The sequence below is a fragment of the Brevibacillus halotolerans genome (assembly GCF_026891775.1).
In the GTDB taxonomy this organism is placed as follows: domain Bacteria; phylum Bacillota; class Bacilli; order Brevibacillales; family Brevibacillaceae; genus Brevibacillus_B; species Brevibacillus_B halotolerans.
In genome coordinates this window covers 278303-294341 of sequence record NZ_JAPTNK010000005.1, presented here as the reverse complement: position 1 = coordinate 294341, position 16039 = coordinate 278303, and the positions used below count along the sequence as shown (strand labels likewise).

General features: G+C 41.9%; 7 protein-coding genes and 7 tRNA genes. 2 read left to right on the top strand and 12 right to left on the bottom strand.

What is annotated here, in order from left to right; translation table 11 throughout:
- Positions 1 to 220: 220 nt before the first annotated feature.
- The 7 genes from O0550_RS09870 to O0550_RS09840 form a co-directional block, all read right to left on the bottom strand.
- A tRNA-Arg gene (locus O0550_RS09870) sits at positions 221 to 297 on the bottom strand.
- A gap of 20 nt (positions 298 to 317) precedes the next feature.
- Positions 318 to 394, bottom strand: a tRNA-Pro gene (locus O0550_RS09865).
- 6 nt (positions 395 to 400) lie between these two features.
- Positions 401 to 477 (bottom strand) — tRNA-Arg (locus O0550_RS09860).
- Positions 478 to 506: 29 nt separating this feature from the next.
- Positions 507 to 582 (bottom strand) — tRNA-Lys (locus O0550_RS09855).
- Between the two features lie 6 nt (positions 583 to 588).
- Positions 589 to 664: transfer RNA gene (locus tag O0550_RS09850), tRNA-Thr, on the bottom strand.
- Positions 665 to 694: 30 nt separating this feature from the next.
- Positions 695 to 771, bottom strand: a tRNA-Asp gene (locus O0550_RS09845).
- Between the two features lie 54 nt (positions 772 to 825).
- Positions 826 to 902 (bottom strand) — tRNA-Glu (locus O0550_RS09840).
- Between the two features lie 418 nt (positions 903 to 1320).
- Here O0550_RS09840 and O0550_RS09835 point away from each other — a divergent pair.
- Positions 1321 to 2622 (top strand): NCS2 family permease, encoded by a 1302-nt coding sequence (locus O0550_RS09835; RefSeq protein WP_003339623.1) that lies wholly within the window; start codon positions 1321 to 1323, stop codon positions 2620 to 2622.
- 125 nt (positions 2623 to 2747) lie between these two features.
- Here the strand turns inward: O0550_RS09835 and bluB are convergent, their stop codons facing one another.
- The 3 genes from bluB to O0550_RS09820 form a co-directional block, all read right to left on the bottom strand.
- Complete coding sequence (bluB, locus tag O0550_RS09830) at positions 2748 to 3401, bottom strand: 5,6-dimethylbenzimidazole synthase (protein WP_003336585.1); 654 nt, start codon at positions 3399 to 3401, stop codon at positions 2748 to 2750.
- Between the two features lie 148 nt (positions 3402 to 3549).
- On the bottom strand, positions 3550 to 4755 hold the full coding sequence (locus O0550_RS09825; RefSeq protein ID WP_258426172.1) for a DNA-binding protein: 1206 nt from the start codon (positions 4753 to 4755) through the stop codon (positions 3550 to 3552).
- A 19-nt stretch (positions 4756 to 4774) separates the two neighbouring features.
- A complete protein-coding gene (locus tag O0550_RS09820; protein ID WP_258426171.1) occupies positions 4775 to 9415 on the bottom strand; it encodes an immunoglobulin-like domain-containing protein in 4641 nt (1546 codons plus the stop codon).
- A 795-nt stretch (positions 9416 to 10210) separates the two neighbouring features.
- Here O0550_RS09820 and O0550_RS09815 point away from each other — a divergent pair.
- On the top strand, positions 10211 to 10585 hold the full coding sequence (locus tag O0550_RS09815; protein WP_258426170.1) for a hypothetical protein: 375 nt from the start codon (positions 10211 to 10213) through the stop codon (positions 10583 to 10585).
- An 18-nt stretch (positions 10586 to 10603) separates the two neighbouring features.
- On the opposite strand, the gene O0550_RS09810 is transcribed toward O0550_RS09815, so the two are convergent.
- Positions 10604 to 11476, bottom strand: a complete 873-nt coding sequence (locus O0550_RS09810) for a hypothetical protein (RefSeq protein WP_003339634.1) — start codon at positions 11474 to 11476, stop codon at positions 10604 to 10606.
- Positions 11477 to 11561: 85 nt separating this feature from the next.
- Positions 11562 to 15536: an S-layer homology domain-containing protein gene (locus tag O0550_RS09805; RefSeq protein ID WP_003339636.1), complete on the bottom strand. Its 3975-nt coding sequence runs from the start codon at positions 15534 to 15536 to the stop codon at positions 11562 to 11564.
- Positions 15537 to 16039: the final 503 nt, after the last annotated feature.

The window sequence follows — 16039 nt, the reverse complement described above, 5'->3', positions numbered from 1 at the left end:
CACGCCGCCAGCGTTCGTCCTGAGCCAGGATCAAACTCTCCATTAAAGTAGTTCTTGATCAAAGCTTCAAAACTTGCTTGGCTAGTGTTTCTATCAAACATTTTACTGTTCAGTTTTCAAAGATCATTTTTTGAAGTACAATTCAGTATTATTCCACAACCAAAGTTGTTTGTCAACCTTTTTTTAGTCTACCTTTTCGCACCTTCTGGTAAAGAAAGAGTGGCGTCTCAGGAGAGACTCGAACTCCCGACCGACCGCTTAGAAGGCGGTTGCTCTATCCAGCTGAGCTACTGAGACATAGCACTAATTCATTTCAATGGTCGGGAAGACAGGATTCGAACCTGCGACACCTTGGTCCCAAACCAAGTACTCTACCAAGCTGAGCTACTTCCCGACAATATGGCGTGCCCTGAGAGATTCGAACTCCCGACCTTTTGATTCGTAGTCAAACGCTCTATCCAGCTGAGCTAAGGGCACATTAAAATTTTAATTTTACACAATGAAAATGGTGAGCCATGAAGGACTCGAACCTTCGACCCTCTGATTAAAAGTCAGATGCTCTACCAACTGAGCTAATGGCTCCCAAAATGGTGCCGGCGATAGGACTTGAACCCACAACCCCCTGATTACAAGTCAGGTGCTCTACCAATTGAGCTACACCGGCAAATTCGGAATATAAACTTATCAAAAATGATGGCGGAGCTGACGGGACTCGAACCCGCGACCTCCGGTGTGACAGACCGGCGTGAACTCCAGCTTCACCACAGCTCCCTAAAACTTCTCTTCAAAATCACCAGAAATGAATTCCAATATTTAAAGAAGAAATGGTGACCCGTAGGGGATTCGAACCCCTGTATGACAGCGTGAAAGGCTGCTGTGTTAAACCGCTTCACCAACGGGCCATATACAATTTTTTATGTATTTCTTGGGAACGAGATTTAGTCTACCACATTTAATTAAGTATAGTCAATAGTTTTTAAAAATTTTCTTTTAAACAACTTGTACAAAGAATTCCTCTCCATGCTAAAAGCCACAAAAAACGTACTAAAAAAGAGCGACTTGAACTAGTCGCTCTAAGAATAATCCACAAAATCAATTGTTACACTACACTTATCATATAAATTTATGATGACAATTGCTAGCTCCAATTAATGGGTTCATTCATAGCTGTACAACAAGTAACATCTAATTCTATAGCAACTTGATTTATCCTCACATGGTTTTTGCCAGAAGAATGCTCCCCATCTTGCGCAAATAAAAAATTACGTATAATATCTATTTTGTTCCCTTTTAATATTCGTGTTTAAGGAGATGTTCTACTTGTTTCAACTAGAAAAGCATAACTCCTCTTTTAAAAAAGAGTTAACTGCCGGATTTACTACATTCTTTACAATGGCTTATATCATGGTTGTCAATCCGCTCATCTTATTAGATGCGGGCGTTCCCTTTCAACAAAGCTTCACGGCAACAGTAATAGCCGCCATGCTCGGTACACTTATCATGGGACTTTATGCAAACTATCCTATAGCAATTGCACCTGCTATGGGTTTAAATGCATATTTTGCTTACTCCGTTGTAAAAACCAATCAAGGGCTTGATTATCATATTGCGTTTTCAGCAGTATTTGTGGCAGGGATATTATTCGTTATCCTTTCCCTTACACCTCTACGTTCAAAATTAATTGAGGCCATTCCAAATAATTTAAAGCACGCTATTACTGCTGGGATCGGGCTTTTTATTGCGTTCTTAGGATTACGTATGAGCGGGTTAATTACTGCCCACCCAAGCAATTTGGTTGCGTTAGGCGATTTGCATTCTCCTTCTGTCATATTAGCTCTGATTGGTCTTTTAATAACCCTGATATTTTACTCTCTAAATATAAATGGCGCTTTATTTTTCGGAATGATTCTTACTGGTCTAATCGCCTTTCTAACCGGTCAGCTTCAATTTACAAACGGATTTGTCTCTATGCCGACTCTTCCTGAGGGAATCCTAGTCTCCAATCCTGTAACGGCCTTTGGAGAAGTCATCGAGTATGGTCTATATTCAGTAGTATTCTCTTTTTTACTAGTGACGCTATTTGATACGACTGGTACAGTACTTGGCGTAGCTGAACAAGCAGGACTGATGAAAGGTAACAAGCTTCCAAGAGCTGAACGTGCCCTACTATCAGATTCTGTCGCTACTCTATTCGGTTCCATGCTAGGAACATCGCCAACTTCTGCTTATGTAGAATCTGCATCTGGTGTTGCTGCTGGCGGTCGCACCGGGCTTACTGCCGTGTTTATTGCTCTGTTGCTAGGAATTGGCGCTTTTTTTGGTCCACTAATTAGCGCCGTATCAGGATTGTCTGCCATCACCGCTCCTTCGCTCATTATCGTTGGCTCCTTGATGGTTGGCAGTGTCCGCCACATTAATTGGGAACTACCAGATGAAGCTTTTCCTGCTTTCTTGGTTTTGTTAAGCATGCCGCTTACCTCCAGTATCGCTACTGGGATCTCACTAGGGTTTATTTCATACCCACTGATGAAAATTTTAAGAGGCAAATGGCGTCAGGTGCATCCATTAGTCTATCTCTTTGGCGTTTTATTTGCTATTCAACTGATCGCTGTTCCTCATTAATAGAAGCAAAAATAAAGACAAAAAAGAAGTCAGGATTTAATTCTGACTTCTTTTTTATAGATACCATACGTACAGCCTGCATAGGAGCGATCCAGCAATCTAAAGATTTGGCAGCCACTGTGTTCTTATTTTTGTATGCCCCACTCATTTTGGAAAATTAATTCCTGTAAATTACGCCGTTTCTCCCATTGAAGAACTTCCAATAGCGGACGATCAGGATATTCATTTGTATAGCCTAATGAAAGCAAGGCTACTGGCTCAATGTGCGGAGGTATTCCCAAGATTTCACGGACATCCGCTTTCTTGTAAAAGCTAACCCACCCAAGGGCAATTCCTTCTGCACAGCTAGCCAGCCACATATTTTGAATCGCGCATGCCACTGACAAGACATCTGTCTCTGGAATCGAATTGCGACCAAGGACATGGGCCCCTCCCCTAGTCGGATCATTTGTAATACAGATAGTCAGAGGAGCTTCTTTTAGCCCTTGAACCTTGATTCCCATAAATTGATCACTGCGGTCTGTACCTTCATAATGAATAGCCAGCGCGCGTCGTTCTTTGTCTGCAGCATAAGCTAGCTTATCCTTTATTTCTTGATCTGTGACCATAATAAAATTCCATGGTTGCATAAAACCCACAGAAGGTGCATGATGCCCCGCTTCTAAAATTCGTTGAATAGCATCTTCAGGCAATGGTGTATCCAAAAAACTACGAATATCCCGTCTCCCTTCAATCGCTTTATACACGCCTTGTTTTTCTTGTTCAGTAAATTGAAGCATTTTGCTTATCTCCTTAGATGTTTTTTTGTTCAAGTTACCCATTGTTAGAAAACAGTTGGAAGTCGAGCCTCATCAAGCAGTTTTTTATTCCTCTTCTAATCGTACAAAAAATCTCCCACCAACAGTAGGAGATTTTTTGTGACATTTTTTATTTTCCGTAAGAACCGTTAGCAAATGTACTAGGGTCCCACCATTTATAACCAGCGGCTGGAGCTGCCCAAGGCTCTTTTTGTGGTTCGATTGTTTGGGACGGAATTTCATTTTCTGGACCAGTTGTAATGAGAGGAGTCGCCGTATCCAGCTTTAAGCCTTGTACCTGCTGAAGGTTTTCGTAATTCTCTTGTTTTGCTAACCAATTGATTAGGTTAATAAGTAGCACAGCATCGTCTTGTTCTTTGAATCCGTCATAGGTTTTCTTCTTTTGGCCATTCTCTTCACGCAAATACTTCGGGGTTGCATCTTCTACCGGCGAAGAGTCACCGATAAAAGCAGCCTTTCCTTTCCCCAGCTTAGCGATAGCTACATACGGGCCTTCCTCCACTCCACCGCCTTTATATACACCTTTATCAACAGAATGGGCCCATTTTGCATTTGTTTTTGGCAAATAAACGATTCCCTTTGCTTTTTTCGGTTCAACGATGGCAAGGGTGCTACCCGCGTGCATTGCCACGCTGGATACGCCCTCTGTAATTCCCAACGCCTGAGCAGGACTCACAATGTTGGTTGCATTTATGTCTCCAAGCGCATTGTAGCGGAACCGGATACCAAAGTTGTCAGCCAGCCAATCAGAGCTTGCTACCCCTTGCATAGCTTCCGAGTTACGCTCCTCCTCGCTCATTCCCTTAGCTGGATCAGCCCACGCTCCACGGCGATATCCGTTCATCACTTCCGAGGCATCCCAACGATTCTTGTTACGATCTGCATTGTAGTGATCCCCGATAAAGAAGATGCTACCGCCATTTTTTACAAATTCAATCATTGCTGCTTGTTCAGATACCTTATAAGGAATGTTGGCCTCTCCAATTACAAACACGGTATATTCTTTCAGATCGTCATAGACAATCGGTGTTGATTTGCGTAATTCCTTCACATCATAGCCGACTTGAGCGATCGCATTCGCAAAGTCAGAGAAGCCTCCGTCAATAACCCAGTCTGCGGCTCCTGTTGTTTGTCCATGCGTATTGTCAAATAACACCTTTTTACCCAGAGGGGTACCTTTTGCAGAGATAAACGGAGCCGGATCGTGAGGACCTTCAGCCCAGACTGAGCTCGTGAATAACGTGGAAGCTGCTAGTGTTACAACAAGAGCGCCCTTCCAAAGCTTTTTAGCTACCAAATAAGATGAACGAAACATCGTAGACCCCTCCTTATTCTTATGGCACAAGTTGAATATGTGTATAGGTGGCAATTCCTTTTTTGCTAAAATACGCTTTATCATGCAAAACACCGGTGATTTTCACTTTTTTACCGGCGGCATTTGCTACGGCATATGGTCCATTGCGGTCTGCATTCGCAAATTTTACGATAAGCGCATCTGTAGTTTCGTCCCCTGGCTGATCAGCAAGATAAATACCATAGCCTGCAAATTGGGCATTTGGCTCTACCGTCTGTACATAAGCTTCAAGTGTAATTGTCGTTCCTTGTGGCAGGGCTAGGGCTTGAGCTACTGTCAGTCCCGTTCCCTCCTTGGTTACCTCCAAGCTTAAACGTACTTTTTGCGCATACCCTTCGACTGTTCCCTCAAAGTTGAATGTACCTTCACTGCTTGTATCTGCTACATTCGGATTCCAGCTATCTACTGGTACCTGCTGTTTGGTCCCATCGCTCATGGAAGCCAATACAGTTGTAGGTAAGGGGTAATTGGCTCCTTGTCTCACAGAAGCAGTAATATCGCCAACATTAATAATGCTTGGTGCCCCTGTTGATTCCGTTACCAATACATAAGCTGCTTCACTTTGATAATGAGTCGTTGGATTGCTAGCAATGACTTCGAGTACAGTTCCTACTGACTGTGCTGGAATTTTCACACCGAAAGCTCCTACCTGATCTGCCTTGTCAGTCCCTACTAACGTCGAGCCTGTTCGAACATGAATGTCTGTTCCAGGCTTAGCTGTACCTGTTATATGCGTGTCTGTCACTGTAATTGGATGAACAAGAGGTACATCTCCCAAAGGAAGTACTCTAATCGAAAATACTTTCTGTGACTGAGCAGACCCTAACTTGATTGAAGCGATTAGCACAACGTCAGTTATCTTGGAAACAGCGGCTCTGTTTACATGTCCATTATCAAGCTCTACGATGGCTGAATGGGCTTGGTCCTGCAAGCTCCATTGGATCGCAACATGGTTTGCACCCATTTTTGGTAGAGACACGCTTGTAGCCGTACCATCATAGGTAACCTTCAAGCTAGCTTTCACTGCCTCTACTGCTTCCTCGTCCGTGATTGTTTGGGCAGGTACGGTGAGCAAGAACACTTTCGTATCCATGCTAGTCCCCTTTTTCAGAGTAGCTGTTAAGGTTACTTTTGCATCTACCGAACCTTTTGCTGGACGAATGACTTTTCCCTGCTCCGAAATAATGGCTGGTTGATCGGATACCCAGGCAATTGTCGAGCCATAAGCACCGTTGGTAGGCAAAGTCAGATCAGTCCGAGCTGTGCCACTCTCATCCCCTACAAAAAGAGCTGCTTTATCTGCTGCCACCCGATCTGCATCGGTAAGTCCACTGCGTAAAATAACAATATCTTTTACAGATCGTGGATAAACCTGAGCCGAGCCTTTAAAAATAGAAGCTATTCCAGTTACATCCACCACATCTTTTTCACGTAATTCCGGCAGGCTAACCCCATACTTCCCTAAAAAAACTTCAATCGAGCCCGTCGAGGTCTCCGCTACAAGCTTACTAGAAGTGACCTGTGAAACCGTTGCTTCCGCCAAGCGAATCAGCATTCCTTGCTTCTTGATTAGCTGGCTTGCCTCTACAGAAATAGCTTGAGGTTCATTGACCGTACCTGTAATCGAGAATTCGGCTTGCATAATTTCTACTTCTCCGTTGTACGTATCTTTCAAGCCTTTTGTAATGGTAATCACATCTCCTGGCTTCACCTGTGTTTGTGTAGTAGGTTGGAATACCAGAATACCTGCTTTGTCATCTTGAATATAAAAGCTATTCCGACTGTCCGAGACTGTACTTACTACCCCTGTAGCTGTTACGATCGGGGTTTTGTCTGGCAATTGCCGTATGGTTGACAAGCCATGCTTTTCTTCAGTAGGCGCTAACGTATAACCAGCTTGTTCAGCCTCTTGTGTGCTGTTAAAGAACACACGATTTTCTACAGCAACCTTTTGAAATTCGAGAGGCTGTACATAGAATTTTGTACCAGCATCCCCAACAGGACGGCTTAGTACCTTTTTCTGTTCACGAGCCCGGAATTCAAACGGCAATTCACTCAATGGGTCTTGGGCATTCCAAATTCCAATTCCTGCTTGCTTCGCTTCCTTGACGGCTTTCGCGTATTGCTTAAATGTCTCATCCTTGACTGGCCAGATGATATACATGCTGGCATATCCGTCTTTCACCATTTCCAAATTAACGTTACGGCCATCTGGAAGAATTACTTCTGCTAAAAGGCGACCGTATGCATCAATAGGTGTGGAAGCTGGTTTAATCGTAATCGAATCTCCTGGAGCTATTAATTTTTTTAGATGCTGTTTGGCACGTTCGCCATGAGCTTTTTGGTTTTTATCTTTACTGCTATTGTCCGTACCGTTGTATACCTGGGTATAGTCAAAATTAGGATCTTTTATATGATAGGTTTCCGCCGTATCCATATTGACAAATCGAACCGTATCTACCCCAAGAACTGGCTGAGATAAATGAATCGTATCGCCATCCACCACATCCTTCACAATGGAAGGGTAAGCTTCTTTAGGCTGAGGGGTTGGCAGTTGGTCCTGTAACAGGAGCAAATCCGTTTGTTTACGCGGAAGTATTTGATACAGATCATTATATTGTGCTAAAACACCCTCTACCTGATACCACTTACCTGCCGTAAGCTGTGCTACGTCAATGCTCTCTTTCATAACACGGACTGTCATGCCTTGGAAATGCTCATCAATCATCCGTAGGTTATAGCCACCGCCTGATTCACTGCTTGGAACAGATAGTAAGAATGCCTGCGAGGAGATTAGCATTCCTTCATATTTTTCTGCTAGTGCCGCTTGGTTTAATTGGACTACTGTCAAGAATTTTGCCTCAGGCACCTGATTCCCCGTACTTACCACGACGATATCTTCTGATGTTTCCGGAATGATTTCTGTCAAATTTTTATAAACAACAATCTTTCCTGTTACTTGAACCAAATCTCCCTCTTTTAGATCTGGATAACTGGTCCATTTACTTGCAAACAAATTAATCCCTGCTGTCTCATCCTGTATATACGTAGACAGCTTTCCACCGCCAAGCGAGGTGTTATCCGCCGTGATGATCCCTTGAAGCGTTACGACTTCATTTACTCGTTGTTTCAAGTCTGCAATGGAAGCGATACTAGCCGCTAATGACTCCGAAACAACTGTCTCTGTTAACAGGTTACCGGCTGTATTTTGAATCGTATTGGCTTGTAAACGTATCTTATTATCGTTTCCACGTAGCCCTTGAGCCAATGTAACGATTAGTGACTGTCCTTTAATGGAAACTAGATCGCCTTCCGTAAGAGAAATGAAGTCACTGCCGTTCCTAGCTATTTGGATCGCGTCGCGCAGTGCTTCTTCAGAAACCGCCAAGGCAATTTCGTCATCAAAACGTAAGGTAATTCGCTTATTGTCTTCATCTAACTTCGCATCCAAATACACAGGTGCTTTCGTGTTTTTGGAATCTTTGAAATTTATGGAAAATTCTGGTGAAACTAAGTGAGAAAGAGCGCCAAATACCATATCATGCTTCACGATTACGTACACATGATCAACGCTGTCTTTCGCCTCATGTTTCACTGCTTTTCCCAAGAAAGTGATTCTAAGTCGATCCTCGCTCTCCAGCTTAGCTGTGTAGCTGAGTCCCTCTGGTAATCCTTTGACTTGTATGCTTGATTTCAAAAACAGAGGCAAAAACTTGGCATGATGAAGCTCCACTAGAAGTGAGTCAGAAATCCCCCCATCATTAGCATCCGATTCATGTAAGCTACTAACGGACAAGCTTAGTGATGGGCCAGGCTTCTTTACAAGGACTGGGAACAGTGCTATCCGATGATCCACTTCCGCTTGGATAATGGCTAGCCCAATTGCTTTAGCTGTAACAACACCCTCCTCATTCACTGAAGCGACTCGTCTATCAGAAGAACTCCAATTTACGGCTTTACCTTCCACCTCTCTTCCGCGGATATCATATGCAACCGCTTTCAAAGTTAGGCTTCCATCTAAAGCAGAATCGATTTCTAGGATATTATCGTCTGCTAGGTTTTCTATCTTTACAGCAAACACTTTGCTAGAAGTAGCCTGTACCAGAAATGATTTTGCTGTTTTTTTCGAGCCGTACGCATCCACGCGTACAGTTACCCGTTTATCCAGCTCTCCACCTTTGATTGGTTCAAATTGGATACGAGCGGTTTTACTTGATTCATCCCAAGCGAAATCAGTTGCTTCTAGTGAAGACCATCCTTCTAATAGACCCCCTTTGACTGAAAGCTGAAAATCCTCTGGTTCTGGTGTATCCTCTGGAATGTCAGATAACGTAATGGTTACCTCTCCATTGACCGCAGATACGTCCTGCACTTTTAGCTTCTTTTGTTTTACACGCTGAGACACGTCTTGTGGTGCTGATGTTTCTTGTGGTGTTAATGCTTCTTGTGGTGCTAATGCTTCTTGTGGTGCTAATGCTTCTTGTGGCGTTAATGTTTCTTGAACTTCCGATGTTTCTGCCGCTTGTACAACTACAGGTAGGCTAAATGAACATACCATACAGAGAATCATGAAAACATTCAACCATTTTAGATACCTTTTTCGTTGCGACAATTCAGTCACTCCTTTTTACGTAATTTTTTGAAAAAGAACGAAAATGAGACCTGCCAGTATATTCCCTATTTCAGAAAAATAGGAAAAAGTATTCTGGCATTTTCACTATATGGTAGAGTTTCAATTTTTACATGATCATTTAGTAGGATTTTTTCAAGAAATGCAACTTTTATGATCATTCTCACTGTTAGTATAAAATAATGATGTGAATTTTAGACTAAGCTTATATTAGATAATTGTAAAAATATTCTAATTTATTTTTCATAATTTTTACAATTGGTTCAGGTAAGACTGGCTAACTATTACTCTTAAGAATATAGACTGCCTCTTTGTTATAGAGTTTGCCTGTTTTTTCGGAAATTTTTTATTGGGTGTAAATGAAATCTGTTCGATGATGAACACAGAAAAGGAATGCACTACGCTCTTTAACAGCCGGGTGATATAGTTAAAGGGGAATGGAATCCGTGCCTTACGTGATAAATGATCACTGATTTGTTTTAGCAGATATGCCTGTCTTCCTTACTCCTTTAAGGCAAAAATAGTTCATTTTAATCGCAGTTGATCTACAGCATGTACAAATCGTGTAGTATGAAATCACGCTCTCATATAGCTCACCAGTAAACCAGTTCGTTTTCACTCAACATCGACTGAACCCATCAGATAAATGCATTTTAGTTAACAGGGTGGTTCACTACGCAAGGGTATTATCTTCTAAGCTTTATAAAAGAAGCGATCACCCTCATAAGATAGACGTTTACGCGGAAAAATGTGAAGCTTTTCCCGGGAAAGGATGATTGGTACATCATGAAAATCAACGTATATTACGACTACTTGGAAAATCGGTTAGCCCCCCTCTGGTATGTCATTACCTTTCGGGAAACCGAGCTTGATTGGAACAAGGAGCGAGCTTATATACCGATCACAGCCCCTTTTCAAAGAAAGGATGCAGAAGACTTCGATCCAGACTTATTAGGGCTTACAGTCACGGTAGGAGAATTAATGGTTCATCCTAAGAAGCCCGGAAAGTTCGGGATTAATCTCAGAGCCTTGAAGGAACAGGCTGAACGGCATGGCGTTGATCATCAGGAGATTAGACAGTTCGTACTTCAGGTCGGGGATATAGAAGAGGTGTTGCAAATGAGTTTCATACGTGATAATAACAAAGGCGCTACTCGTTAAAAGAAGCGCCTTTGTTGCTTATTTATTTGATTTTCGAATCCATTCCAGTACGCTATCTCGCAGATTTTTCGTATATTTTTGGCCTGGCTTTTTCGCATCAAACCCATTTAGATACTTGATGGCTTCATCAATATATTTATTGGCATCCTTTTCATAATCACGGATGTCTTCTAAATCATCTTCATCAGAGCTTTCTAGCCAATCCTCAAAAGTGCGTAATGATTTTTGTTTATATTTTACTGCATCATTGAGCAGTTCAATAACGTCATCCATTCTACGTCTGTCACTTTTGCTTACTTTATCACCCATTTCATCAGATAAAGCCTCCATCCGATCTCTCATAATTTCGATCGGAACTGTAGCATACGTGTACGTCTGCTTTAGCATTCCCACATTAGGAGTGACGTTTTGATTTAATTTACTGTAGATCGCTTTATTTAACGTATCCGTTGTCTTTTTCATCTGGGATGCTAGCGAGGCAATGTTCTGTATATCCTGAAGCATCATGCCTGAATGATAATTCTTTGATTCGTAGGGAATGCTTTGCATTAAGGTGTTTAGAACATCTTTATTCCCCATTACGCGTTGGGCTTCCTGAGTAAGAGCCGAGGAACCCCCTGTTCCCCCAAAGAACAGATGTGTGACAAAAGAGGCATCATCCTTCATGTAAGCTAATTTACGTAAATTTTGCAACGGTTCAACCGGAATATATACCTTGCCGTCTATTACAATTCCACGCTCGTTAATGGGGGAACGATCTACCGTCAAGGCTACCTTTTGGTAGTTTCCCTCTTGCCCATATGGACTCACTACTTGAGCTGCCGCGAAAACGGTTGTGCCTCCAATCGCAAGCAATGCGGCAGATAAGGCAACTAACTTCAATCCTTTCATACAACGTCCTCCCCTGTGATTAGCAGAAAACCTTCCTTGTAACCAGAATGGCCAGGAAGGTTTTCGCTTTTATTTCATCCAGTTCCTACTTGACTTCAGCAACAGCCGGAATCAATTTTTGCATTGCCATGACACGAGCCATTAAGATCGCTGCATCACCGCGAAGCATGTTAGCTTTTGGCTCAAATATATAGCCTTGTTTCGGGTCATTCGGATCTACTGGAGAACCGATGATCAGTTTTTTCTTGGCGATTTCCACTACAGCAGGAGCTGCATATCGGTCAACCAATGGTGCATCCTTGAACAATTTTGTTAAGTTTGCAGTTGTTTTTGCTGCATTGGTTTCCGTTTTTAATTTCAACGCACGCGCTAAAATAACGGCGACCTCTTCACGAGTAATTTTACTATTTGGTTCGAAAATCTTTGGTTCTTTACCGCGAACGATTCCCAAACGCGCTGCTGTTTCAATGTGACGGTAGTCGTACTTCTGAGTACCATTGTAATCAAACGGTACATCCACAAACGACTGACTTGGCGGATTATCTACTAATGGAAGCTGCAAGGCACGCACGATCATCGCTGTAAATTCACCGCGTGTCGTTTCTGTATCTGGCTTAAATTCCACTTCGTTATCCGCTTTAATAACTCCCTTAGCAAACATTGCTTCTACTTGGTTGCGTGCATATTGATGAGTCACAACGTCTACAAAGGAATCGTTTAGCTTAGCTACTACATAATAGCCAAACTTATCAAATGGAACAGTGATCGTTTTCTTGCTCACATTTACCTTACCGCCAAGATTTTCCCAGAAGAACTTGTTCGGGTCATATCTCATTACGGTTAGATGATTAGCTGCATCCGAAACAACATTCGCATCGTATGCAAGCTCTAGCGTACCGCGTTTGTTTGGTACAAGCACGCGATTCACAGGAACATCGTTGAAGTTATAAAGCTTCAGACTATCTGTTAACGCACGTGGCATGATTGGCAGCATACCATATGGATACGGATCATAGTCTTCCTTTGTACCTGGATCATCAGCTAAACCTGCATCCATCCAGAATACATTCGATGCTTTTACAAAATGTGTATCAAAGGAATGCTCGAAATCACGACCCAAGTCCTTAATCAAATCATCAAAGTTTTTCGGTCTTTCTTGTAGATAATCAAAACGATCAACAACGCCATCCTCTTTGTTAGCAATTCCGTATAGGATGTTATGGCCCTTGAAGACTTGACCTCTCAAATTCTCTGGTACGTTATAATCGTAGCGAACCAGATACGTATCTTTCGGGAATGTCAGGTTTAACTGCTTTTCGAAAATATTCGTTTTCGCAGTCATTGGTGCCATATGTTGCGCGCCTGGGATAGTACTTAGTGCATAGAATACCTCGAACGAATCATTTACGACATCGCCGTTAGCACTCTTCACCGTAAAGCTAATTTTGTTCGCCTTGTTAGGTTTCAGATCTGTAATGACCGCTCTAAAGGCGTTCGGGTAATCAATTTTCCCGTCCATATCGCCGTCGTAGTCTACTTTTGTCGCAACATTATTTTTGCCGAATGTAATGCTGTCCGCACCTGGTGCATCAATGATTACTTCAACAAAGTTTTGATTCAAGGTAGCTTGACGCGGCAAAATAGGACGAACAATGTCGTACATTAAGCCTGGCGCACGAACTTCCAAACGAGAAGTTGATTTGGAAGAGCCGTTTACCCCGTTATTGTAAACGGTAAAGGTATAAACTAGTTTTGAACCATCTTTAGGTAATTCAATGTTGGAAAGAATGAAGGTAAAGTATTTTTTGTCCTTCAGATACTTCACTTCCAAATTGTCGACCTCTTGGCTTCCCCAAGTGTCTTTTCCATCAATTAACAATTTGTTTTTACCTAAAATCCATTTTTTATCATACTTATCATCAGAAGACTTGATTTCAAGTACATATTTTGGCTCATTACCAGCCTCAATATCTTTCTTCATATCGTTAAGTCTTCCTTCGATAGCGGAAGTTGAATCTGGCAGATCAATAAAATCAAAGGTACCAAAGACATTCATTTTCTTTTCTTTGGTTGTATACACTCCGTCTTTTCCAGTAAAGCGGTTGTCCTTAGAAGGCTTCTCTGTTGCATACGGATAAATTCCTTCTGTGCCGCCTTTTGGAACTTCAGGGTAGTTGTTGGACAGTAACGAAATTTTGTACGTTTTTTCGTACAGAACGTTACCTTTTTTGTATCTGAAAACCAAGGTGTTTTGACCTTCAATAAAATTAACCTTTGTACCGGATTTCATTTTAAAGTGATAGTTGTCACCTTTTGGTTCTAATGGAATATCGCTGTTATTCAAAGTCAGCTTGATCGTACCGTTTGTATAGCTAGCTGCCTCAAGCTCCACATTGCTAACAGTACCCTCAAATTCTCCCATGCTAGTAACAAGCTTTTTCTCGTAGTCAGTAATCGTTGGATCATAATCAAAAACCTGACCGTCTTTGATCTTGGCAAATTCTTGAACTGGTCCAGAAGCTGATGTAATTTGTAGAGAATAGTCATCTTTACCAGTGGAGCTTTCAACCTCAAACTCTAGCTTTTGTGTTCCATTAACTGGAAGTTCCCTAATGGTGAACCAGAGACGCTCACCGCGAACGGTTCCAGTAGCAGGACTAACGGTAACAGGAATCTTGCCACCGCCTTGTCCAATCGCATGAACGGTGATTTTGTTTACAGTACCTGTATTTTTCGTTAGTAGAGCAATAGAGAATGGCAATTTATTAATGGTAGTATTCGCATCAAATTTATTGCCTTCTTCATTTCCAGCCGGTATTTTGTCCGATTGGATATACTCTGCACCTGTAATTTGGAACTTGCTGTCATCCTTGATGGTGTAGCCAAAATCGCTGTTTGTATCGTATACGCTAGAAGCTTCTTTAGTTGACTGCACTGGATTAAATCCATCCATCGCCACCGTATAGCGTTTCCCAATCTCAAATGGGAATACTGCTGGTACTCCTGGCTTTGGTGCTGTTGGATCATCAGGTGGATTTCCATCAAGTAACTTATCACCTTTAAAGCTATAGCGGTAATGATGATACTCAGCACCGTCTGGCTGCTTGATTAACTCTGCATGCTTGAACGTGATATTCGCCTTTGCAGTACCAGATAGGCTACCTTCAAAGAAGCGAACCTTCATGATTTCTACTGTACTTGCAGCTGGAGTAAAATTACTGTCCACAGGGATCATCAAATCACCTGAGAAGGTAAAGTCAGCAGCATTTGGTGTACCTTTAGACAAGAGCATTGGAAAATCTTTTAAATCATACTCAGTTGCTGAGCCATTTACGGATACCTTTGTATCAAAAAAAGTAGCCGTTCCGTCAAAGTAAATAACTTCTCGTTTTGATTCAATAACCTGATCTTTATTGGTCAATTTGAATGTAAGGACGTTCTTTCCTTTTTTCAAATTCAACTGACTGATAATAAAGTAGTTATCTGCTGATTCATTTACAAATGCTGAACGTGACTCTCCGTCGCTTTCCACGATTACCTTTGTAACGTTAGGAGCGTTCCCCTCAATTGTAAAAATGCCATTACCACTTGTAAAACGCTGTGTTACAACTGTGGCACTTTGTTCATTCAAAGGTAGCTTTTGTGCACCTGATTTGAACTGTAGGTTATACAAAAGTGGCGTATCAATATAGGTCACTTTAATCGAAGAAGTTATCTCGGAAGCACCATTCTTCCCGCGAAACGTAATTGTATTTTCACCTGGGAACAATTCAATGTTTGCAACACGAATCCGTCTTCCGTCATCTGAAACGATAACTCCCGTTGTCTTCTGTGGACCTTCTTTTCCGTTTTTCGGTGTTACCGTATAACTAATGCCTATGGGAGAAACCTGATTTAAAGATCCCTCAAGAGATAGATATTTGTCATTAACAATCTCAGGGAGATTTTCAAATATAAAGTTATTCCCGCTACCAGCTGCACCTGCGCCCATCGGATAAAACGGGATCACGGTCAGCATCATGACTAAGGCCAACAGTGCATGCAATATCCTTCTGGTCATTCGTTCCCCTCCTCTAATTTTACTGTGTGTTTCTCCTCAAAGAAAAACATACCCATTTCTTTATATCGGTAAGAACGTTGTAAATATTAAGGTTTTTAGCTTTATTTTTGACAGAGAAAAACTTTTATCTTCCATATTTATTCCAATAATAGCATCCAAACATAGAAAGCAATCCTTTGCTGCCTACATATACCTCACCAGCATGAAAGCATTCATCGTAACATGTAGTACGTCTCATGCGTATCAAATCCCGTTGTCCTTTTAAGTGGATATCTGACTTCTTATGACAAGAAAACATAACCAATCTGTAACTGATCGTTGACATCATGCGATAGATTATTTACTTTAAACATAAGATTTCAAACAGAAGTGATTTTCTGAATGTTAAAAAAGGATTGGGGTCATCGTGCTCGTCTGAGACGGTCTCGGCAGAATTTGGTTGTTGTCGTGTTTATGTAGGTCGTATTAGCACAGCCCCGTACTATCTGCTTGCGTGGTTGTCC